The 19,080-nt window shown below is 41.7% G+C and carries 20 protein-coding genes and 1 riboswitch; of the genes, 7 read left to right on the top strand and 13 right to left on the bottom strand.

Annotated features, from left to right (window positions below; genetic code table 11):
- Positions 1 to 20: 20 nt before the first annotated feature.
- The 4 genes from MTO98_RS03475 to MTO98_RS03460 all read right to left on the bottom strand — a co-directional run bounded on the left by MTO98_RS03475 (position 21) and on the right by MTO98_RS03460 (position 4,453).
- Positions 21 to 332, bottom strand: coding sequence for a hypothetical protein (locus MTO98_RS03475; protein ID WP_243485241.1), 312 nt, complete (start codon positions 330 to 332; stop codon positions 21 to 23).
- A 32-nt stretch (positions 333 to 364) separates the two neighbouring features.
- Positions 365 to 1,372: an NAD(P)H-dependent glycerol-3-phosphate dehydrogenase gene (locus tag MTO98_RS03470; protein WP_243485240.1), complete on the bottom strand. Its 1,008-nt coding sequence runs from the start codon at positions 1,370 to 1,372 to the stop codon at positions 365 to 367.
- A 261-nt stretch (positions 1,373 to 1,633) separates the two neighbouring features.
- On the bottom strand, positions 1,634 to 2,971 hold the full coding sequence (locus tag MTO98_RS03465; protein ID WP_243485239.1) for an efflux RND transporter periplasmic adaptor subunit: 1,338 nt from the start codon (positions 2,969 to 2,971) through the stop codon (positions 1,634 to 1,636).
- A 36-nt stretch (positions 2,972 to 3,007) separates the two neighbouring features.
- On the bottom strand, positions 3,008 to 4,453 hold the full coding sequence (locus tag MTO98_RS03460; RefSeq protein WP_243485238.1) for a TolC family protein: 1,446 nt from the start codon (positions 4,451 to 4,453) through the stop codon (positions 3,008 to 3,010).
- Positions 4,454 to 4,554: 101 nt separating this feature from the next.
- Between MTO98_RS03460 and MTO98_RS03455 the strand changes: the two genes are divergently transcribed.
- Both MTO98_RS03455 and MTO98_RS03450 read left to right on the top strand, forming a co-directional pair.
- Positions 4,555 to 5,175, top strand: a complete 621-nt coding sequence (locus tag MTO98_RS03455) for a polysaccharide deacetylase family protein (protein ID WP_243485237.1) — start codon at positions 4,555 to 4,557, stop codon at positions 5,173 to 5,175.
- 165 nt (positions 5,176 to 5,340) lie between these two features.
- The gene (locus MTO98_RS03450; RefSeq protein WP_243485236.1) at positions 5,341 to 6,087 is read left to right on the top strand and encodes a bifunctional 2-polyprenyl-6-hydroxyphenol methylase/3-demethylubiquinol 3-O-methyltransferase UbiG; all 747 of its coding nucleotides are present in this window, start codon (positions 5,341 to 5,343) and stop codon (positions 6,085 to 6,087) included.
- 5 nt (positions 6,088 to 6,092) lie between these two features.
- On the opposite strand, the gene MTO98_RS03445 is transcribed toward MTO98_RS03450, so the two are convergent.
- The 3 genes from MTO98_RS03445 to bshA form a co-directional block, all read right to left on the bottom strand.
- Positions 6,093 to 7,475, bottom strand: a complete 1,383-nt coding sequence (locus tag MTO98_RS03445; protein WP_243485235.1) for a voltage-gated chloride channel family protein — start codon at positions 7,473 to 7,475, stop codon at positions 6,093 to 6,095.
- Positions 7,476 to 7,532: 57 nt separating this feature from the next.
- Positions 7,533 to 7,597, bottom strand: a riboswitch (Fluoride riboswitch).
- Positions 7,598 to 8,148: 551 nt separating this feature from the next.
- Positions 8,149 to 8,340: a hypothetical protein gene (locus MTO98_RS03440; RefSeq protein WP_243485234.1), complete on the bottom strand. Its 192-nt coding sequence runs from the start codon at positions 8,338 to 8,340 to the stop codon at positions 8,149 to 8,151.
- A 107-nt stretch (positions 8,341 to 8,447) separates the two neighbouring features.
- Positions 8,448 to 9,590 (bottom strand): N-acetyl-alpha-D-glucosaminyl L-malate synthase BshA, encoded by a 1,143-nt coding sequence (gene bshA / locus MTO98_RS03435; RefSeq protein WP_243485233.1) that lies wholly within the window; start codon positions 9,588 to 9,590, stop codon positions 8,448 to 8,450.
- 167 nt (positions 9,591 to 9,757) lie between these two features.
- Between bshA and MTO98_RS03430 the strand changes: the two genes are divergently transcribed.
- Positions 9,758 to 10,180 (top strand): VOC family protein, encoded by a 423-nt coding sequence (locus MTO98_RS03430; protein WP_243485232.1) that lies wholly within the window; start codon positions 9,758 to 9,760, stop codon positions 10,178 to 10,180.
- A gap of 418 nt (positions 10,181 to 10,598) precedes the next feature.
- Here the strand turns inward: MTO98_RS03430 and MTO98_RS03425 are convergent, their stop codons facing one another.
- The 3 genes from MTO98_RS03425 to rsmA form a co-directional block, all read right to left on the bottom strand.
- Positions 10,599 to 11,063: a hypothetical protein gene (locus MTO98_RS03425; protein WP_243485231.1), complete on the bottom strand. Its 465-nt coding sequence runs from the start codon at positions 11,061 to 11,063 to the stop codon at positions 10,599 to 10,601.
- Between the two features lie 50 nt (positions 11,064 to 11,113).
- Positions 11,114 to 11,695: a hypothetical protein gene (locus MTO98_RS03420; RefSeq protein WP_243485230.1), complete on the bottom strand. Its 582-nt coding sequence runs from the start codon at positions 11,693 to 11,695 to the stop codon at positions 11,114 to 11,116.
- 61 nt (positions 11,696 to 11,756) lie between these two features.
- Positions 11,757 to 12,536 carry a 16S rRNA (adenine(1518)-N(6)/adenine(1519)-N(6))-dimethyltransferase RsmA gene (gene rsmA, locus MTO98_RS03415; protein ID WP_243485229.1) on the bottom strand — a complete coding sequence of 260 codons (780 nt, stop codon included), beginning with the start codon at positions 12,534 to 12,536 and terminating at the stop codon, positions 11,757 to 11,759.
- 296 nt (positions 12,537 to 12,832) lie between these two features.
- Between rsmA and pdxA the strand changes: the two genes are divergently transcribed.
- Both pdxA and MTO98_RS03405 read left to right on the top strand, forming a co-directional pair.
- Positions 12,833 to 13,888, top strand: coding sequence for a 4-hydroxythreonine-4-phosphate dehydrogenase PdxA (pdxA, locus tag MTO98_RS03410; protein ID WP_243485228.1), 1,056 nt, complete (start codon positions 12,833 to 12,835; stop codon positions 13,886 to 13,888).
- A gap of 83 nt (positions 13,889 to 13,971) precedes the next feature.
- Positions 13,972 to 15,159, top strand: coding sequence for a DUF5009 domain-containing protein (locus tag MTO98_RS03405; RefSeq protein WP_243485227.1), 1,188 nt, complete (start codon positions 13,972 to 13,974; stop codon positions 15,157 to 15,159).
- A gap of 5 nt (positions 15,160 to 15,164) precedes the next feature.
- Here the strand turns inward: MTO98_RS03405 and MTO98_RS03400 are convergent, their stop codons facing one another.
- Positions 15,165 to 15,509: a hypothetical protein gene (locus MTO98_RS03400; RefSeq protein ID WP_243485226.1), complete on the bottom strand. Its 345-nt coding sequence runs from the start codon at positions 15,507 to 15,509 to the stop codon at positions 15,165 to 15,167.
- A 153-nt stretch (positions 15,510 to 15,662) separates the two neighbouring features.
- Here MTO98_RS03400 and MTO98_RS03395 point away from each other — a divergent pair, with 153 nt between their 5' ends.
- Entirely contained in the window at positions 15,663 to 16,646 is a 984-nt protein-coding gene (locus MTO98_RS03395) for a pyruvate dehydrogenase complex E1 component subunit beta (protein ID WP_121233488.1), read from the top strand.
- Between the two features lie 250 nt (positions 16,647 to 16,896).
- A complete protein-coding gene (locus MTO98_RS03390) occupies positions 16,897 to 17,394 on the top strand; it encodes a hypothetical protein (RefSeq protein WP_243485225.1) in 498 nt (165 codons plus the stop codon).
- A gap of 143 nt (positions 17,395 to 17,537) precedes the next feature.
- Here the strand turns inward: MTO98_RS03390 and MTO98_RS03385 are convergent, their stop codons facing one another.
- Both MTO98_RS03385 and MTO98_RS03380 read right to left on the bottom strand, forming a co-directional pair.
- Positions 17,538 to 18,194 carry a metal-dependent transcriptional regulator gene (locus MTO98_RS03385; protein ID WP_243485224.1) on the bottom strand — a complete coding sequence of 219 codons (657 nt, stop codon included), beginning with the start codon at positions 18,192 to 18,194 and terminating at the stop codon, positions 17,538 to 17,540.
- Between the two features lie 144 nt (positions 18,195 to 18,338).
- A complete protein-coding gene (locus MTO98_RS03380) occupies positions 18,339 to 18,914 on the bottom strand; it encodes a hypothetical protein (RefSeq protein ID WP_243485223.1) in 576 nt (191 codons plus the stop codon).
- Positions 18,915 to 19,080 lie beyond the last annotated feature (166 nt).

Here is a 19,080-nt window from a genome sequence, read left to right as displayed (position 1 = left end):
TATGCCTTTGTCAAATTTAACTATTGAGCAGGTTTATCAACCAGCTGAGATTTTTTCAGGTATACGCGATGACCTTTCTTATCTACATAAAAATAATGTGAATTTTTATCTATGTAAATGGTTTCGCCATTAGGGCCAACCTTGCCGGCGTATTTTTTATCTGCTACCGCAGCTGCACCTTTTACGGCAATCTCCGATGTTTTGTGACCTATTTTTTTTGTGGTTTTGCTGATTTTACCGCCAAGGGTCGAATCTTTATGTGTTTGAGCAAAGCCGGGGTTAACCATAAATGTACCCGCAGCAAACAAGGCTACTTTAAATAGATTTTTCATAAGTGACAGTAATTAAGTTTCATTTAATAAATTCAACTCAATTTTTCGGCCAAATTTCTCATTTCTATCACAGGTGAGCGTTTTTGATATAAAATAGCATAAACGGCCTCACAAATAGGGATACTTACCCCATATTGTTTATTAACCTCGTGTAGGCAATTTACTGCATAGTAACCCTCTGCAACCATATTCATTTCCAATTGGGCAGATGTTACGGTATATCCCTTACCTATCATATTGCCAAATGTGCGGTTACGGCTAAATTGCGAATACGCAGTAACCAGCAAATCACCAAGGTATGCCGACTCTTTAATATCCCTGTCGATTGGATGTACAGCGGCCACAAAACGTTCCAATTCGCGGATGGCGTTTGATATAAGCACTGCCTGAAAGTTATCGCCATAGCCTACACCATGACAAATACCGCTGGCAATAGCGTAAACATTCTTTAAAACAGCGCCGTATTCGGTGCCATAGATATCGTCAGATATATTGGTTTTGATGTACCGGGTATTGATCATGCCTGCAAACTGCGACGCCAGTTCAGTATCTCCGGAAGCAATTGTGAGGTATGATAATTTTTCCAACGCCACTTCTTCGGCATGGCATGGGCCGCTGATCACCATAAAATCATCAAACGATATATCGTATTTTTGATGAAGAAATTCGGCAATTATCAGGTTTTCGTCGGGTACAATACCTTTTATAGCCGATACTATCTTTTTCCCTTTCAAATCGGCAGCAGTAATACCTTTCAGTGCTTCTTTTAAAAAAGCAGCAGGTACGTTAAGCAACACAATATCGGCAGCCGCTATAAGGGGTTTTAGGTCGGTAGATATATTTTGTTCGGGAAGCTTGATCTCAACCGAACTAAGGTAGTGCGGGTTGCGTGCAAACTTTTGCAGATGTTCCACAGCTTCTGCGTTACGCATCCACCAAAAAATTTCCTTTTTGGAAGTGTTGTCGATAAGCATTTTGATATTGGCCGTAGCCCAGCTCCCTCCGCCAACAACTGTGATCTTGTTTAATTTTTTATCCATCAATAAATAATAGAAATATCGCTGCCTGATTTTAAACGGCAAAGCAAATTAATGAAATATTATGCAGATTGGCGAATGAATGGAAACCACACATGGCATTGCGAGGAGGGACGACGAAGCAATCGCATATTATACAGAGCGGCTCTGCCTCCGTGCGATTGCCGCGCTGCGCTCGCAATGACATTTGTATAATAAAACGAAAAACGCCCGGCTTTCGCCGGGCGCTAAATTCTAACTTATCATCTGCACATCTAAAATCAATTACTTATTATTATCTGCGTTAAACAGTTTTGATTTATCAACTTTCTGAACCATTTGGCCATCACTAAGCGTTTTTGAAATGGCCGAATATGGCGCTGATACAACCTCTTCGCCACCCTTAAGGCCAGACAACACCTGAATATAGCTATCATTTTGGATACCGGTGGTTACCTGTACCTGTTTCAGTTTACCTGCATTCAATACAAATACATATTCCTTAGCTACAGGGCTAATTTGTGGTTTGCTTTTATCGTCATCTGCTTTCGGCGGGCCGTTCTCCTCTTTCTTTTCCTCGCGGGTAGTTACCGACTGAATTGGTACTGATAGTGCTTTGGCCGAATTGGTGCTGATATCAACAGTAGCAGTTAAGCCCGGACGGAACGGCGACGGGTTATCTGCCGTTTTTTTCAACAGGGCTGCATATGATTCGGCATTGATCCTCACCTTAACAGTGAAGTTTGTTACCTGATCGGCAGATGTACCTACTACGTTTGCCGAACTACCTATTTCAGTTACCACACCTGTAAATTTCTTTCCTAAAAAAGCATCTACCTCAATTTTTGATGAATCGCCAAGAGAGATCCGGTTGATATCGTTCTCGTTCACATCAACGTTAACATCCATTTTGCTCAAATCAGAGATAGTCATGATCTCGGTACCGGCAAACTGCTGGGTACCCAAAACACGTTCGCCTTTTTCAACAGATAGTTTTGAAACAACACCATCAACCGGCGAGTAAATGGTGGTTTTTGCCAGGTTATCCTGCGCTTCCTTAACCGATGCCTGTGACTGGGCCAAACCGTATTGTGACCCTACTACATTTTGTTTGGCAGCCTCAAGCGATGCTTTAGCGCCTTCATATGCAGCTTTGGCATTTTCAAATTCCGAAATAGTTAATACCTTTTTATCAAAAAGCTCTTTACTGCGTTTGTAAATACCAGCCTGGTTAGCATAAGTTGCTTCAGCTTGCTTAAGCATCTGGCTTGAGTTACCCACACTGGCCTTTTGTGTATTGTATGATGCAATGGCCCGGTCATAACCTGATTTTAAAATATCCGGCCTGATCTTGCAAAGCAGCTGGCCCTTTTTAACCACATCACCTTCTTTAATTGGCAGCTCAACAACCTCACCTGAAACTTCAGGGCTTATCTTAACCTCAACATGCGGTTTGATCTTTCCGCTGGCCGATACTGTTTCGTTTATTTCACGTGTTTCGGCCTTTTCGGTAGCTACCTGGGTTAGCGCGGGCTTACCTATTAGGCCCGTTACCTTAGCAATGATCAGCAGGACAATCAGTGCTCCAAGACCTATCAGAATATATTTAGTAGTTTTTCCCATGACGGTGAATTTGGATATTTTACGGTTAAGATTTTATTAAAGTGTTATAGGGTTGCCTAAATAATAGTCAATGACTTTGCTCCTGAAAATCACCTGGTATTGCGCCTCAATCATATCAAACTGCGATTTGTTGAGGTTGGTTAACGAGGTGTTATAGTCAAGCGAGTTAACCAGGCCCACAGTGTAGCGTTGCTGTATAATGTTAAACGCATCTTTATTTGCATTGAAGGTTTGCGTTGCCGATTGATAGCGTTTATCGGCGGCTTGCAAATCCCATACAGCCTGGTAAATGATCTTGCTCAGGTTATTGCGTGCCAGCTGTGCTGTAACTTCGGCATTTTGATTCTGCAGTTTTGCTTTCCTAACGGCAGTGCGCGACAGAAACCTATTAAAAATAGGGATCTGCAAGCTTACTCCTACCGATTGGTTAAAGTTATCACTCAGCTGCCTGAAAAACGGATTACTCTTGAAACCAACTTTGTAATTAGGCACCACAACCGCTTGTTGTGAATTTTGTACAAAACCAACAGTATCAAATCTACCGGTTGGCGTAGCACCAAAAGGTGTGTTCTTAGCATCAGAAAAGTATGATCCAGCAGCGCCAAATAATACTACAGACGGATAATAATTACCCCTTGCAATTTTAACACCCTGCGCAGCAGCTTTCTGACGTTCTTCAGCCAGTAACACATCAGGGTTTACAGCCATAGCGGTTTTAACAACTTCCTGTGCATCATACACAGTTTTAACGTTATTCAGCTTACTGATATCGGGCCTTTCCACTTTAATATCAGTGCCGGGGTCCATCTCCATATATTGCTTTAAAGTCAGCAATGATTGCTCCAGCTGATTTTCGGCATTGGTATAGTTCAGGTCATTAGTTGATAGCTGTGCTTTGGCCTGCGACAGATCGGCAAGGGTTTGATTGCCAACGTCAAAGCTTTTCTGGGCACGGTCTAAAGCTATTTTGGATACATCAATTTGTTGTTGGGCAGCAGTCACCAGGTCCTGGTTGGTTAATACCAGCAGGTAGGTGGTAACCACGTTTAGGATAAGGTCGTTTTTTACCTTGGCAACATTGGTTTTATCGGCATCAAGCAAAATTTTATTCTGAATTACAGTATTGCGTAATTGCCCACCCTGAAACAGGGTAACTTGCGAGGTAAAGTTACCATTAACGGCTAAAATACGCTGGTTACTGAATAAGTTGGTTGAAGGGTCGATATTACGGCCAAAATTGAATGATCCCTGCGGACTAACATTTAAGTTAGGCAGTTGGTTATATTTTGACTGCTTAAGGTCTTCGTTGGTTATTGCGGCTGTAAATTCGGCCTGTTTGATAGTAAGGTTGCGATCAAGGGCCAGGTCTACCGCTTTTTGCAAACCTATTACTTCCTGTGCGCCGGCATTAAAACCGCATACCGAAAATAAAATTGTGCAAATGAGCGTTGCTTTAACTGATAGTAGTAATTTTAGTTTCATAAGGTTTTTCTATACAATGGTAAGCAACTGTTCATTACATTGCAGTGTTTATTTTTGTTAAATGTTGTTAATAGGGATAAAACACAAACTACCTCATCTGTATGTACCTGGTTAAAACTCCCTGGCTGCTGAAAAAGCTTTATCCCGAACTTACCTGGGATATAAGATCAACTGACCGTTGCATTTATCTCACTTTTGACGACGGCCCTATACCAATTGTTACACCCGCTGTATTAAATATTTTAAAACAATATAATGCCAAAGCCACCTTTTTTTGCATTGGCGACAATGTACGTAAACACCCCGATATTTTTGAACAGGTAAAAGCCGACGGCCATGCTATTGGCAATCATACTTTCAATCACCTTAAAGGCTGGAAAACCGACACTCAAACCTATCTCGATAATTTTTTACAGGCTGACAAATTACTGAATACCTCCCTGTTCCGCCCGCCTTATGGAAGAATAAAGAGGGCCCAGGCCCGCGCGCTGAAAGCTGCCAAACCCGATCTGAATATTTTTATGTGGGATGTACTCAGCGGTGATTTTGATATTTCGCTTGAACCCGAAGTTTGTTTAAAAGGGGTGCTTAAGCATACCGAAGCAGGATCGATGGTCGTATTTCACGATAGTATCAAAGCTTTTAAACGGCTGGAATACGTGTTGCCAAGGGCCCTTGAAGTTTGGAGTAAGGAAGGATATGGTTTTAATACTTTGCAGTAAGCAGGTTTGAGCGGGCAGTACCCCGTTAGCAGCTGTCAGTACCCGGTTAGCGACTGTAAGTTGTTTAAACATTTCCGTTTATTAACTCGCTGCTCACTGTACAATGAAAACTACCAACTGCACACTGCCTACCGAATACTGCCTACTTTTTATACATTTGCAACCATGAGCAACGAACTCACCGACAAGGCATTTTGGGCCGGTTATTGGGAATCAAAAAAAGACCTGGCTTTTAATGTGCCTGCTAACTATACCTTTCATAAGCTGTTAAAAAACATCATCGATACCAATAAACCGGCATCCGCTATTGAACTTGGCGGCTTTCCTGGTTATTTTGCTATTTTTTTAAAAAAGTATTTCGGGCTCAAAACTACACTGTTTGATTTTTATGTTCATCCGAAAGTTTTAAAGGAAGTATTGGATGTTAACCAACTTAATGACCGGGACGTAGCGGTTATTGAAGGCGATCTGTTCAAATATCAACCCGAAACCGAATATGACCTGGTGCTTTCATGCGGATTGATTGAGCATTTTAACGATACCAAAGATATCATTGAAAAACACCTTTCGTTTCTGAAGCCCGGCGGCACACTCTTCATTACCCTACCTAACTTTACCGGTGTTAATGGCTGGGTGCAGCGCAACTACGATCTCCATAATTACGAAAAGCATAACATCAGCAGCATGGATCCTACTCTGCTGGCCAGTTACTGTAAAGAACTGGGACTAAAAAATGTTGAAGCTTACTACTACGGTAAATTTTCTGTTTGGCTGGAGGATAAGGCTAAGAAACCAGCCGTAGCTAAAACTATTACTAAAATGGTTTGGATAGCGGGTAAGATTTTCACCAAAATCGTTCCTATAGAATCTAAATTATTATCACCTTACATTATAGTTACGGCTACTAAATAGAAAGCTTACGCATTCCCTTTCAGGAAACTATATTTTGCCAGTTTCTGATATAAATACCCGCGCCTTTTCATGGCATCTGAAAGTGTTTTATCATCGGCCGGGCCATCATTTGACTTAGTTACCCCTATTCTTTGGGAGCCGTAAATGCCCGTATGCCCGCTGAAAAGATAAGCAGTGAAACAGGCTATGGCAAACAAAAGCGCATGCTCTCCACCAAAAAGCTCTATGCCCATAAAAGTGCAGGCCAACGGAGTATTGGTTGCTCCCGCAAAAACTGCAATAAAACCTAAAGCAGCAAACAGGCTTACAGGAGCATTGAGCAAGCCGGATAAGGTATTGCCCAAAGTAGCGCCGATATAAAACAACGGCGTTACTTCGCCGCCTTTAAAACCTGTACCTAAGGTTACGGTGGTATAAATGGTTTTCCAAAGCCAGCTCCAGGTATCGGCACCGCCGGCATGGAAAGCTGATGGAATAGTAACAGCACCCACATGTTCGGCATCTACACCTAAACTTAAATAATCGGGCTTGCCATTTATAAAGGTAAGCGCAATAATAATAAGCCCGCCGATAAATGGGATAAGCCAGGGCTTTTTTACGTGTTTGAAAAAAAAACTTTTAATACCGTGAACCATTTTCGCAAACAGGTAACTGGCCAGCCCGAAAGCGATAGAAGCTACTATAGTTTTAATGATCAGCAACAGATCAGTTGAAATATAGCCCGAAAACCAATGCGGAATAACAGGGATAATATCAATATGGTAAGGCGTATGATGAACACCCCAGGCGGCCACCGTAACATCACCAACAATGCCTGCAATAAGACATGGAAGTAAGGCGCTATACTGCACCCGGCCAATAGTTAATACTTCCATAGCAAAAACAGCACCTGTTAATGGTGTGCCAAACACAGCTCCGAAACCCGCTGCTATACCTGCGGTAAGTACCGTTTGCGTATCGGCTTCATTTAGCTTAAGCCATTTACCTATCATTTGGGCTAAGCTCCCACCCATTTGTACTGCTGTACCTTCGCGTCCGGCCGAACCGCCAAACAAATGCGTAATAATAGTAGTGATCAGCACTAATGGGGCCATGCGCTTAGGAACGCCGCCGCCAGGATTATGAATTTCGTCAATAATTAAATTATTCCCCTTTTCTGCCGAACCGCCGAAGATTTTATAGATGAAGTATATGGCGATACCCGCCAGCGGCAACAAATACAGCAACCAGTTATGAGCAAACCGAAAATGAATGGCCCAACTCAAAAGCCACAGGAACAAAGCTACAGCGCTGCCTATAACAACTGCAATAGGAATAACAATGACCGTCCACCGGAGAGCGTTTTTAAGGATTGCGAAATGCTGAGAAGAAAAAATTTGATTTTGCATAATGCTGATATTTATTTACCCACAAAAAATTAGCACAGGGCAAAGCCTGTGAATTAATTATCTGTAGGCGCCATCAGCTTTTTAGGGCGGTTAAGTAGGAAGACACCATTTCCTTTTGATGAGGCTAAGATAGGTTTCTTTTGTTAAAAATAAAATAGGGAAAATCGCTCAGGAAAATCGTTTTTTTAATAATCTAATGTGTTTAATAAAATCGAAGTAAGAAATTTTTACACGAATTATTTTTCATACTTACCACAATTAATCAAATGCCACGAATTTCAAATTTAATCAATTAAAAAATTCGTGTAATTCGATTAGTTCGAAAAAATTAGTGTAAAAATTTATTATTCATTCGCTTCCTATCGGCATACATTATTAAAAGCAATTTCCCTGGGAAGTCACTTTAGACAATGTACAAACAGGAGGCACCTACGGAGCCGAATATCTCTCAATTGCGCAGGCTATAAACAGGGTACAGCTACGGAGTTTTGTGAACCTGCCGTTCAAACTCCGTAGGAGTACCATGTTTATAGAAAAATGAAGCACATGTACTGGCTCCGTAGGTGCCTCCTCCTTAAAACTCATTAAAACAAAATAGCCTTACTTAGCACGAATGCATGAGTAAGGCTATTTTTCCAGGTTGGTTTGAACCAACCGGCTCAAGTTATTCTACTTAAGCTACGCTTAGTGTTTCCACATCCTTAAGTGCCAGAAGCATTAATTTACCCTGGTATTCCACCCAGATGTCGGCGAAACCATTCCCATCGTACCCCATAAATTTTAATGGATGGCCTATGTGAAGGTTTTTCCATTTTTTTCCGATGTACTTAAGGAGTTGTCCGCTTTTTAGTGTGTGCTTTGCCATAAGTTTTAACTTTTAGGAGTGAAAAACTAAATTAATTAACGAAACCGATAAAATTTAACTTTTTAAGAATATTTTTAGAATTGTATCAGGTTTATTACAACTGTTGGTTAAATAGCCTTAGTCCTGCTTTGCTCAATTACCTCAAGGTAAAAGTTTTCGTACTTGGGCAAAATGGTCGACAATTCAAACTCTTTGGCGTGCGCCAGCGCATTTTCTTTAAATTTAGCTAAACGTTCTTCATCTTCCAAAATAAATATTGCTTTTTCGGCCATGCCGTCCACATCGCCCGGATCTTTCAAAAATCCGGTTAAGCCGTCAACATTTAATTCGGGCAAACCACCCGCGTTACTACTAATCACAGGCACTTTACAAGCCATAGCTTCAAGCGCTGCCAGGCCAAAGCTTTCTGATTGTGATGGCATCAGGAACAAATCAGATACCGAAAGGATCTCTTCAACAGCATCCTGCTTACCCAAAAAGCGCACATTATCTGTAACACCCAAATCGCGGCAAAGCTGCTCACACATGGAACGTTCCGGCCCATCGCCTACCATCAGTAATTTAGAAGGGATTTTTTTGATCACTTTAGCAAAGATCTTAACCACATCTTCGGTACGTTTTACCTTACGGAAGTTGGAGGTATGCACCAGGATCTTTTCGCCCGATGGGGCAATGGCTTTCTTAAAATGATCTTTAGGTTTAAGGCTGAACCTGGTAAGATCAATAAAGTTAGGGATCACAAGGATGTCCTTTTTTATATCAAAAAACTTATAGGTATCGTCCTTAAGGTTTTGCGATACAGCTGTTACACCGTCGCTTTGATTTATTGAAAAAGTTACAACCGGTTTAAAGGTACGGTCTTTACCTACCAATGTAATATCGGTACCGTGCAGCGTAGTTACTACCGGGATATAAATACCATAGGTCATTAATATCTGCTTTGCCATAAACGCAGCCGAAGCATGGGGTATGGCGTAATGAACATGCAATACATCCAACTGTTCGTGGCGCACCACATCAACCAGCCTGCTTGCCAGGGCCAGCTCATAGGGCGGAAAATCGAACAGCGGATAGTTGGCAACCGAAACTTCGTGATAGAATAAATTTTCAGAAAAGAGATCCAACCGGGCCGGCTGGTTATAGGTCACAAAATGAACCTGGTGACCGCGGTCTGCAAGAGCTTTACCAAGTTCGGTGGCAACAACCCCGCTTCCGCCAAAGGTTGGGTAACAAACAATTCCGATTTTCATTAATATGTTTTAATTGGTGCAAGTTTAACAGCAATTTACATCAAATGTGTTAAGGCTGTGTAAAATGATGACCGGATGATAATGGTCAATACACAACCGCCCAACCTAAGTTTATTACGTATGTTTAAATGTATATTAGCTGCATAAACAAATAGCTGATTATCAACATGACAAACGTTATAAATTTAGCAATTAACGGCATACAACATATAGGCATACCGGTAACCAACATTGAAGTATCACAGCAATTTTACACCCTGCTGGGCTTTAGTAACGCAATGCAGGCTCCGTTTACAGATAACGATGGAACAGGTACCTGCATAATGATGCAGCGCGGCAATATGATCATGGAGCTATATCAACTTCCGGAAGCCTCATTAGCAGAGATCCGGTCACGCTCAAACGGCCATGTAGATCATGTGGCGTTTGATGTTGATGATATCGAACTTACTTTTAAAACTATTAAGGAGGCCGGTTTAAACATTCTTGAACCCGAGCCTGTGTTTCTGCAATTCTGGAAAAATGGCTGCAAGTATTTCAACATCACCGGGCCTGATGGCGAGCGGCTGGAATTTAACCAGGTGCTTTGATTTGGGATTTCGGATGTTCGATTTCGGACTTAGTACGTACTAATTAACACATTGTCATCTTAAGTTGAGGTCTATTTGCAAACAAATGATCGAATTGCAGATGAGACCTGATGGTAGGCAGCTGATGACGACGCAATTAATATAGGCTATGGCAAAGGCGCGAAGTTTTTTCTTTTCACCTCTGCCATAGCCGTTAATTTAATGAAAAAAACTCCTCAAATGCGTGGGGATGTGCGATTCCCCTCTTGAGAGGGGTGGAGGGGGGTGTTAGTCTGCGAGCGGCTTATCGCTTGTATAACACACCCCTCCTCCCGCTTTTTCCTTCGCGCCTCCTCTCAAGAGGGGATTTTAAAGGGCTTGAGCCAAATTGCGCCCTTAAGTTAACGGCTATGGCACCTCTGCGAGAAATCAATTCGCACTAAAACGGCCTGAACAACGGTCGACTGATCAACGGTGAAAAAGACCATGGGATAGAGCTTAATATAACCAGTAAGGCAATGGTTAACCAGATAGCCATAGTTTTAAATTTTTCCTGATCAGTTGTTTTCCGTTTAGCTTTTGCCGAAGCTATGGTGATCAGCGTAATGCCAATCAGCATCATAGTTATATGCTCCATACCAAAAAAGCGGATCTGCCGCTCGTGCACCGCTTCTTTAAAGTGGCTGATAAAGTAATTGGCTATCGGACTAATAAAATACAGCCAAAGCCCAACGGTTAATTGAATATGGGCAATGGTAGCGGTGATAATCCGCACCCGGTCGTCAAATTTTGAATAAGCTTTATTACCAAGCCATCCGGCATAAGCACGATAGAGGGTAAATAGTAAGCTGGCTAAAACAAACCAGCGGATAAGGGAGTGCAGTGCTAAAATAAAGGCGTACATATATTATAGTATGACGAGCAGCAAAAGAAAAGATTTTATCCGGAATAAAATTATTTTGATGCCTGTCCTCTTATATAAATCTCACCCGGTTTAGCGTTGGGGTTCGATCTATACACACCTCCTTTGCGGGCTTCAGGCACCAGCATCCATATATTGATTGTAACATCTGATGATGCGTCTTTATTCTTTTTCCAGGTTAGGTTTATTTCGTTAATGTCCTGTGCAGAAATTAGCATGCTTTCATCGTCAACAAAATAGCCATCTATAGCAAATCTGGCTTTCCCTTTTATATTAAACTTCTTTTTTATATCATTGAAGGTGCTTGTTTCAATCTTCGCTCCCTTTTTAAGTGTTATCATTATTACACCAAACTTACTCAGGTTGGCCAGGCTTGCCGGAACATTCCCATCCTTCAATACGGTGAACAAACTGATATCATTAGGGTTTATTTGACCAAGCCCGCTAATGATATTTGAGTTAACAATAATTAGCGGCTGCTTTTCCTTTGCATCAGGCAAATGGCGGTACAACGAATCGGAAGCCTTGATCTTGACAGTTTTTGTGCTATCAGCTTGCGCCATTACACTAAACGCACTAAAAACTGCTACTAATACTGTGATAAGTTTTTTCATGATTAATAATTTACGGATAAGATGTAATTACCACGCAATTTCCATAAATTATTTTTTAAACCTATCTCGTTGCTGATACCAGGTTAGTCAGCTTCACAAAATCGTCCACACTTAATCTTTCCGCACGCAGGTCAAGCACTGGCTCATCAGTTAGTTTCTCTTTGTTAATAAGTGATGATATGGCGTTACGTAAAGTTTTGCGGCGTTGGTTAAAACCTGCTTTTACTATCTGCCAAAACAGTTTCTCATCGCAATCAAGCGTTTGCTTATCATTTCGGGTAAGCCTGATCACCGCCGAAAGCACTTTAGGCGGCGGGTTAAACACGCCAGCCTTTACCGTAAACAGGTATTCAACCTTGTAGTAGGCCTGTAAAAACACACTGAGGATGCCGTACTCCTTACTCCCCGGTTTTGCGGCACAGCGCTCGGCTACTTCTTTCTGGAACATGCCCACTACCTCAACCACCTGTTGGCGATTATCAAGCACTTTAAACAGGATCTGCGATGAGATATTATAAGGGAAATTACCGATGATGGCGAAACTTTCGGGGAAGATGCTTTGAAAATCAAGCTCCAGGAAATCAGCATTGATCAATCGTGTGCCTAACTGCGGATATTTCTTTTTCAGGAAATCGTATGACTCCGTATCAATATCTATAAGCGATGTTTCGTATTCAGTTTTTTGCAGCAGGAAATCAGACAGCACGCCCATCCCCGGCCCCACTTCAAGCACGTGGCCGAAACGCCCTTCGGGCCTCAGACTGTCAACTATCTTGGCTGCTATGTTTTTATCAGTAAGAAAATGTTGCCCTAAATGTTTTTTTGCCCTTACCAATGTCATTATTAATCAAATATTTGAGCAAATTAAATCATATTTGTGCTTTTATCAGGAACTGTAAGCTTAAAATCTTTTATTTGCAGGTGCAAAGATAGGTTAAAGGCGAAAGGTTAAAGGTAAAAGGTTTACTTTAAACACTAAAGCTTTTATAAACCATTAAAGGTTAAAGGCGAATGGTAAAAGGCAAAAGGTTGGTTAAGCTTTTATAAACCATTAATAATCATCACTGTTAAATCCTCTGAAATCACTGCTAAAAATCGGTGAAATCATAATTTAATCGGTGGAATCCACATAAAGAAATGAGCGATAAATTAAAAATTGGGATCAGCATTGGCGATGTAAACGGTATCGGGTTAGAAATAATTATTAAAACTTTGGCCGATAGCAAAATTTATGAGTATTGTACACCTATTGTTTACGGACATACCAAGGTGGCCTCTTTTCACCGTCGTGCAACCCATGTTAATGAGCTTAACTTTTTAGTGATCAATGATCCGTCACAAACGCATTTCCGCAAACCCAACATGATCAATTGCTGGGAAGAGGATGTGAAGATAGAGTTGGGCCAGGTTACCGAAGCAGGCGGCAAATACGCTTTTAAATCGTTGGAACGTGCCGTGTATGACCTGAAAGAAGGTTATATAGATGCCCTGGTTACCGCTCCAATCAATAAGGATAACATTCAAAGCGAGCAATTCAACTTTCCGGGCCATACCGAATATTTGCAGCAATACGACGGTGCCGCCGAATCGCTGATGTTTTTAGTGAGCGATACCTTGCGCGTTGGCGTAGTTACCGGACATATCCCTGTATCAAAAATTGCCGAAAGCATTACTGCCGAAAAAATATTGGCTAAGTTAAAGCTGATGAACAGCAGCCTCCAAAATGATTTCTGGATCCGCAAACCCAAAATTGCTGTGTTAGGGCTTAACCCGCATGCAGGAGATAACGGCCTTATCGGTAGTGAAGAAAAGGATATTATTATACCTGCCATTGAGGAAGCCCGCTCAAACAACATCCTTGCATTTGGCCCGTATTCGGCAGATGGCTTTTTTGCTAACGGTACCTACCTGCAGTTTGATGCTGTGCTGGCTATGTACCATGACCAGGGCCTGATCCCTTTTAAGCAGATAGCTTTTGAATCGGGCGTTAACTTTACAGCCGGTTTAAATTTTGTACGCACCTCGCCCGATCATGGCACCGCTTATGATATAGCGGGTAAAAACCAAGCCTCGGAGATTTCATTCCGCGAAGCATTATTTACTGCTATTCACATTGTAAAAAACCGCCGGGAAGGACTTGAACTCAATGAAAATCCGCTTTTGTTTAGCAAGCTGAGCCGCGACAGAGATTAAAAAAAGCTATGTAATAGTAATGTTTCAATTTAATTGCCGTTAAATTAAAACATTTACGCCGCTATGTGCATTTACATGTCTGAATGAGTAATTTTCTGAGTCGTATACGTTCAATTGATGCTTTCCGCGCTGTAACAATGTTTTTGATGATATTTGTGAATGACCTGGATGGCATTCCGAATACCCCAACATGGCTAAAACACGCGGGCTCAAATGTTGATGCGCTGGGTTTGGCCGATACCATTTTCCCTGCATTTTTGTTTATAGTCGGGCTATCAATCCCCTTCGCCTTTCAAAACAGGTTAAAGCAGGGCGATAATTTCAAGCTTTTGTCGCGGATAGTGAGCCGTTCGTTCGCGCTTATTTTTATAGGTTTTTTTCATGCAAATATGGAAACCTATAATGAAGCCACCACACTACTGCCCAAACCTGTTTGGGAAAGCCTGGTTACATTCAGTTTTTTCTTCATCTTTTTAGATTACAGCAAGGATACGCCACCTATCAAACGGTATTTATTACAGGGCTTTGGTATATTGCTGCTTGCAGGTATGGCCGCCCTTTACCGTACCAGCGATCCCGGACATACCTGGCTGCATTTTACCTGGTGGGGTATTTTAGGCTTGATAGGCTGGTCATACATGCTTTGCGCCCTTATCTATTATTACTCCGACGGACATTTATGGATACAGCTGGCCGCCTGGATGTTCTTCATGTTCTTTAACCTCGATGTTCATTTCGGTTTTCTTGATTTTATCGACAAGCTGCAAGGTTATATCTGGATAGCTGGTAATGGTGCTATGCAATCGTTTACCATGGCAGGGGTATTTATATCGGTGCTCTACATGCGCCTTAAGGCCAACAACGAAATGAAAATGCTTTGGGTGGCCATGATCCTGATAGCGATAATCTTGTTCAACCTCGGCTTTATTGTACGTTATTTCAGTGGCGGCATTTCTAAAGAACGCGATACGCCATCATGGGTACTTATTTGTACCGGCATCAGCCTGGTGGTATATGCCTTTTTTATTTTCCTGGTTGATGTTAAAAACAAATACAACTGGTTTAAGGTAATAGAGCCTGCCGGCACCAATACCTTTACCTGCTATATAGTACCTTTCCTATTTTATCCTATATATGAAATGAGCCGGATAGGCTACCCCGAATACATGAGCGAAGGTACCGGAGGCCTTATTAAGTGTATCATATTTGCCTTTGTAATGGTGTGGCTTACGGGTTTGCTGGATAAGATCAATATCCGGATAAAGATATAGGCAGATCATTTGGTTTGGTAAGTCCTGATGAGATCACCTGTGCTGGGATCTACAATTACTGCTGTATCGCACCAGTTAAATAAAACCAATTCGTGTTGATCATTGATTAATGCCCCGACAAAAGGGCAATCTTTGCCCTCATAATATAGCGGCACATCCTTGATCTGCCACAAAAAATCGCCCAGCCTGTCAAATGCAAAAACATTACGACGGTAGTGAACCACGTTTGGTATTTTTAATATAACAATTAAAATATCACCGGCCTCAAAAACTTCCTCCACAGGATATTCAAAATCAACATTGATATTTCCGGCAAACGTTACTTTATTATCTTTTACTGTATAATTCATCGTTTAATTTCCCGTTCAAGCCCTCTCATTTAAGTCCTTTTCGATTTAAAATGTAAAATATATGTATTAAAAATCAAACCAATACCACGGTTAATTGCATTTAACACATTAGTGTTTATATTTGCGTTCGCAAAAAAACATCATTTTACTATAATGAGAGAAATACAATTCAGAGAAGCGCTAAGAGAGGCCATGGTCGAAGAAATGCGCAGCGACGAGAATATATACCTGATGGGTGAAGAGGTTGCCGAATATAACGGCGCGTACAAAGTAAGCCAGGGAATGCTGGACGAGTTTGGCGCAAAACGTGTTATAGATACGCCTATCTCTGAATTGGGCTTTGCCGGTATCGGCATTGGCTCGGCGATGAACGGCTTACGTCCTGTTATCGAGTTCATGACTTTCAACTTTTCACTGGTAGCTATCGATCAGATCATCAACGGCGCTGCCAAGATGATGTCAATGAGTGGCGGCCAGTTCTCAGTGCCAATTGTTTTCCGCGGCCCTACCGGTAACGCAGGTATGCTTAGCTCACAGCACAGCCAGTGCTTTGAAAACTGGTATGCTAACTGCCCGGGCTTAAAAGTGGTTGTTCCATCAAACCCTTACGATGCTAAAGGCTTGTTAAAATCAGCTATTCTTGATCCGGACCCGGTTATTTTCATGGAGTCGGAATTAATGTATGGCGACAAAGGTGAAGTTCCTGAAGAAACTTACTATATCCCCCTGGGTAAAGCAAAAGTTGTTAAAGAAGGTAGCGATGTTACTTTGGTTAGCTTTGGCAAGATCATGAAAGTGGTTATTGCTGCTGCTGCCGAACTGGAAAAAGAAGGTATCCATGCTGAAGTAATTGATTTGCGTACTGTACGCCCTATTGATTACGCTACAGTTATTGAATCGGTAAAGAAAACAAACCGTTTGGTAATTATTGAAGAAAGCTGGCCTTTAGGTTCAATTGCTACCGAGGTTGCATTCAAAGTACAAAAAGATGCATTCGATTATCTTGATGCTCCTATCCTGCGTATCATGGGTGGCGACGTTCCGCTTCCTTACGCTCCAACTTTGATCCAGGAATACCTGCCAAATCCTGAAAGGGTGATCAAAGCGGTTAAAGAAGTATTGTACGTTACCAAGTAATCGTTTTTTAAATAAAATATCAAAAGAGCCCGATATGAAAATACCGGGCTCTTTTTGTTTGGTAAGGAACTGCACGCCGGGACTTGGTCGCTGAAAACCGCCGTCATTTCAACAAACAGCAAAGGGAAAAGCAGGCGGCATGTCGCTTGCAAAAAATGAGGGCCAGCATTGCCACATTTCAATCATCTTAGCAGCCGGTATTGGGGGATTTATAAAAAATACCTACTTTTAAAAATTAACTTTTTTGAACATGCGTTACACCTACTTTAAAGCATTTAAGCCATTATTTTCTTTATTATCAGCACTGATATTCTTCGCGAATACTGCTTCGGCACAAACCCAGCCTGCAGCTGCAAGTACACTGGCCGCAGCCCCGGTAGCAGGGGTACAAACCCATATCGATAAATTTTTTAAAGAATATGATAAGCAAAGCACTGCCCGCGCGGTTATAGATATTTTCAAGACCAATAAGCTGATGGATTCAACCCGGCTTACCGGGCTTATCGTCAAAATAGACTCCATGCGCAGCGTTATAGGAAAGTACCTGGGCAAGGACCTGATAATGCAACGTAAAGCCTCAAACAGCCTGGTATTGTACAGCTACCTGCTTAAACATGAAGGCCAGCCTGCACGTATCACTTTTATGTTTTATAAGCCTAAAAACGATTGGGAAATTTACCGTCTCTATTTTGATGTGGACGTAGACGCAGAACTTGCCCAATCATCAACCATAACGGGGAAACCTTAGTTTTGAGGTGAAAGGTAAAAGGCGAAAGGTTAAAGGTTTTTACTAATCCTATTTAGGAGGCTACTATTCATCTTTATTCTTTTTGTCTGATTTTGTGTATCGAAGCTAAAGCAGCCTTTTGCCTTTTACCTTTCACCTCAAAATCAATCCACCAATATATTTTCCCCAAACTTTTGCGAAACCGTAGTATCCTCACGGTTTTCAATTTTGATCACCAGCGAATTATCATACGGGATTTTTTCGATTAACTGAATTTTTGTGCCTATCCCTATGTTCAGTTTTTGCAGGTATTGCAAAAACGAGCTGCTGGTATCACGCACAGCAGCAACCTTACTTTGCGAGCCGGGTTTAAGTTCAGACAAGCTTACCGAATATGATTTAGGCACTTTGCCATTGGCTTTGGGAATTGGGTCGCCGTGTGGGTCATATTCCGGGAAACCCAGAAACTTATCCAGCCTGTCGGCAAGAGTTGCATCATTAATATGCTCCAGTTCTTCGGCAATATCATGGATCTCATCCCAATGGTAACCCAGCTTCTCCAGTAAAAAAACTTCCCAAAGGCGATGCCGGCGTACAATTAATATAGCATCTTTTAAGCCCTGCTGCGTTAACCTAACACCTTTCTTTTTATCATACTCAATCAGTTGCTTTTCGGTAAGCTTACGGATCATATCCACCACCGATGCCGGGTTGTTATTAAGAGATTCGGCTATGGCAGTAGGTGTTATTTTAAAATCCTTTCCCTGCGATGCAAGGCGATAAATAGCTTTTAAATAATTTTCTTCCGACAGCGTGTACATCAGTAATGGATTTGATAAAATACAAACATAAGCAAAAGGAGGACGCTTATGATATGTTAAACGTTACTAATTGGGTGCAAACAAGAGCTAAAACAATATAGGCCTCCGTTTCGGGAAGCCCACCTTGTTATATGAATATCTTTATTAATGATGACCGTGACCACCACCATGACCATGATCGCCACCGCCGTGCCAGCCGCCATGCCCGTGATCACCGCCGCCATGCCAGCCACCTCCCCTATTGGGGTTACGGCCGTGCCAGCCATTATTTCCGTGATAAACGGTGCGGCTTACATAACGGTTACCGCCGCGCCAGTGATTGGCATACCTTACATCGCGACTGTTACGGATTATAACCTGATCATGACGGCCACGATAACCGGCATAATGATCCCTGTAGTATGCATTGCGCATCCATGGGTTACGCTCGTTAACAACTACTTTGTAGCCATTGTACATATTATATCCGCGGTACCTTGCAGGCAAAAACCTGCGGTGTACCCAAACATTGTTTTCGAAGTAAACATAATTATGGGTTGGTACATCATAGTAGGCATCAACATCGGGCATGTAATAGTAATCAACATGATCATAGCCTACAGGGCCCCAATCGGGCTGACTGCCAATGTTAATACCTAAACCAACACTAACCTGGGCCGAAGCTATTTTTGAAGTGAAGCAGCTTAACAATATAACTGCCGATAAAACGATCTTTTTCATAAAGCGTGTAATAAGTTATGTAGGTATGACTATGGTTAAAGCTCATGGTTTAACTGTTTTAATACCTGTTGCGCTGTTTATTCAAAATAAATGCCACTGCTATCATTACCTTAGTGTACTAAACTGAATTTAAGTAACAGCCATTTAGTTAGTACAGATTGTTATT

Source organism: Mucilaginibacter sp. SMC90, assembly GCF_022811725.1.
In the GTDB taxonomy this organism is placed as follows: Bacteria; Bacteroidota; Bacteroidia; order Sphingobacteriales; family Sphingobacteriaceae; genus Mucilaginibacter.
This window is presented reverse-complemented; position numbering and strand designations above follow the sequence as displayed.

What these genes read in the sequence shown, in the direction of transcription:
- MTO98_RS03460 (WP_243485238.1), bottom strand. Translation starts at nt 4,453, where the DNA reads ATGAAACTAAAATTACTACTATCAGTTAAAGCAACGCTCATTTGCACA.
- rsmA (WP_243485229.1), bottom strand. Translation starts at nt 12,536, where the DNA reads ATGACATTGGTAAGGGCAAAAAAACATTTAGGGCAACATTTTCTTACT.
- MTO98_RS03390 (WP_243485225.1), top strand. Translation starts at nt 16,897, where the DNA reads ATGCGTTACACCTACTTTAAAGCATTTAAGCCATTATTTTCTTTATTA.
- bshA (WP_243485233.1), bottom strand. Translation starts at nt 9,590, where the DNA reads ATGAAAATCGGAATTGTTTGTTACCCAACCTTTGGCGGAAGCGGGGTT.
- MTO98_RS03425 (WP_243485231.1), bottom strand. Translation starts at nt 11,063, where the DNA reads ATGTACGCCTTTATTTTAGCACTGCACTCCCTTATCCGCTGGTTTGTT.
- MTO98_RS03405 (WP_243485227.1), top strand. Translation starts at nt 13,972, where the DNA reads ATGAGTAATTTTCTGAGTCGTATACGTTCAATTGATGCTTTCCGCGCT.
- MTO98_RS03380 (WP_243485223.1), bottom strand. Translation starts at nt 18,914, where the DNA reads ATGAAAAAGATCGTTTTATCGGCAGTTATATTGTTAAGCTGCTTCACT.
- MTO98_RS03475 (WP_243485241.1), bottom strand. Translation starts at nt 332, where the DNA reads ATGAAAAATCTATTTAAAGTAGCCTTGTTTGCTGCGGGTACATTTATG.
- MTO98_RS03395 (WP_121233488.1), top strand. Translation starts at nt 15,663, where the DNA reads ATGAGAGAAATACAATTCAGAGAAGCGCTAAGAGAGGCCATGGTCGAA.
- MTO98_RS03455 (WP_243485237.1), top strand. Translation starts at nt 4,555, where the DNA reads ATGTACCTGGTTAAAACTCCCTGGCTGCTGAAAAAGCTTTATCCCGAA.
- MTO98_RS03445 (WP_243485235.1), bottom strand. Translation starts at nt 7,475, where the DNA reads ATGCAAAATCAAATTTTTTCTTCTCAGCATTTCGCAATCCTTAAAAAC.
- MTO98_RS03420 (WP_243485230.1), bottom strand. Translation starts at nt 11,695, where the DNA reads ATGAAAAAACTTATCACAGTATTAGTAGCAGTTTTTAGTGCGTTTAGT.
- MTO98_RS03385 (WP_243485224.1), bottom strand. Translation starts at nt 18,194, where the DNA reads ATGTACACGCTGTCGGAAGAAAATTATTTAAAAGCTATTTATCGCCTT.
- MTO98_RS03470 (WP_243485240.1), bottom strand. Translation starts at nt 1,372, where the DNA reads ATGGATAAAAAATTAAACAAGATCACAGTTGTTGGCGGAGGGAGCTGG.
- MTO98_RS03450 (WP_243485236.1), top strand. Translation starts at nt 5,341, where the DNA reads ATGAGCAACGAACTCACCGACAAGGCATTTTGGGCCGGTTATTGGGAA.
- MTO98_RS03465 (WP_243485239.1), bottom strand. Translation starts at nt 2,971, where the DNA reads ATGGGAAAAACTACTAAATATATTCTGATAGGTCTTGGAGCACTGATT.
- pdxA (WP_243485228.1), top strand. Translation starts at nt 12,833, where the DNA reads ATGAGCGATAAATTAAAAATTGGGATCAGCATTGGCGATGTAAACGGT.
- MTO98_RS03440 (WP_243485234.1), bottom strand. Translation starts at nt 8,340, where the DNA reads ATGGCAAAGCACACACTAAAAAGCGGACAACTCCTTAAGTACATCGGA.
- MTO98_RS03400 (WP_243485226.1), bottom strand. Translation starts at nt 15,509, where the DNA reads ATGAATTATACAGTAAAAGATAATAAAGTAACGTTTGCCGGAAATATC.
- MTO98_RS03430 (WP_243485232.1), top strand. Translation starts at nt 9,758, where the DNA reads ATGACAAACGTTATAAATTTAGCAATTAACGGCATACAACATATAGGC.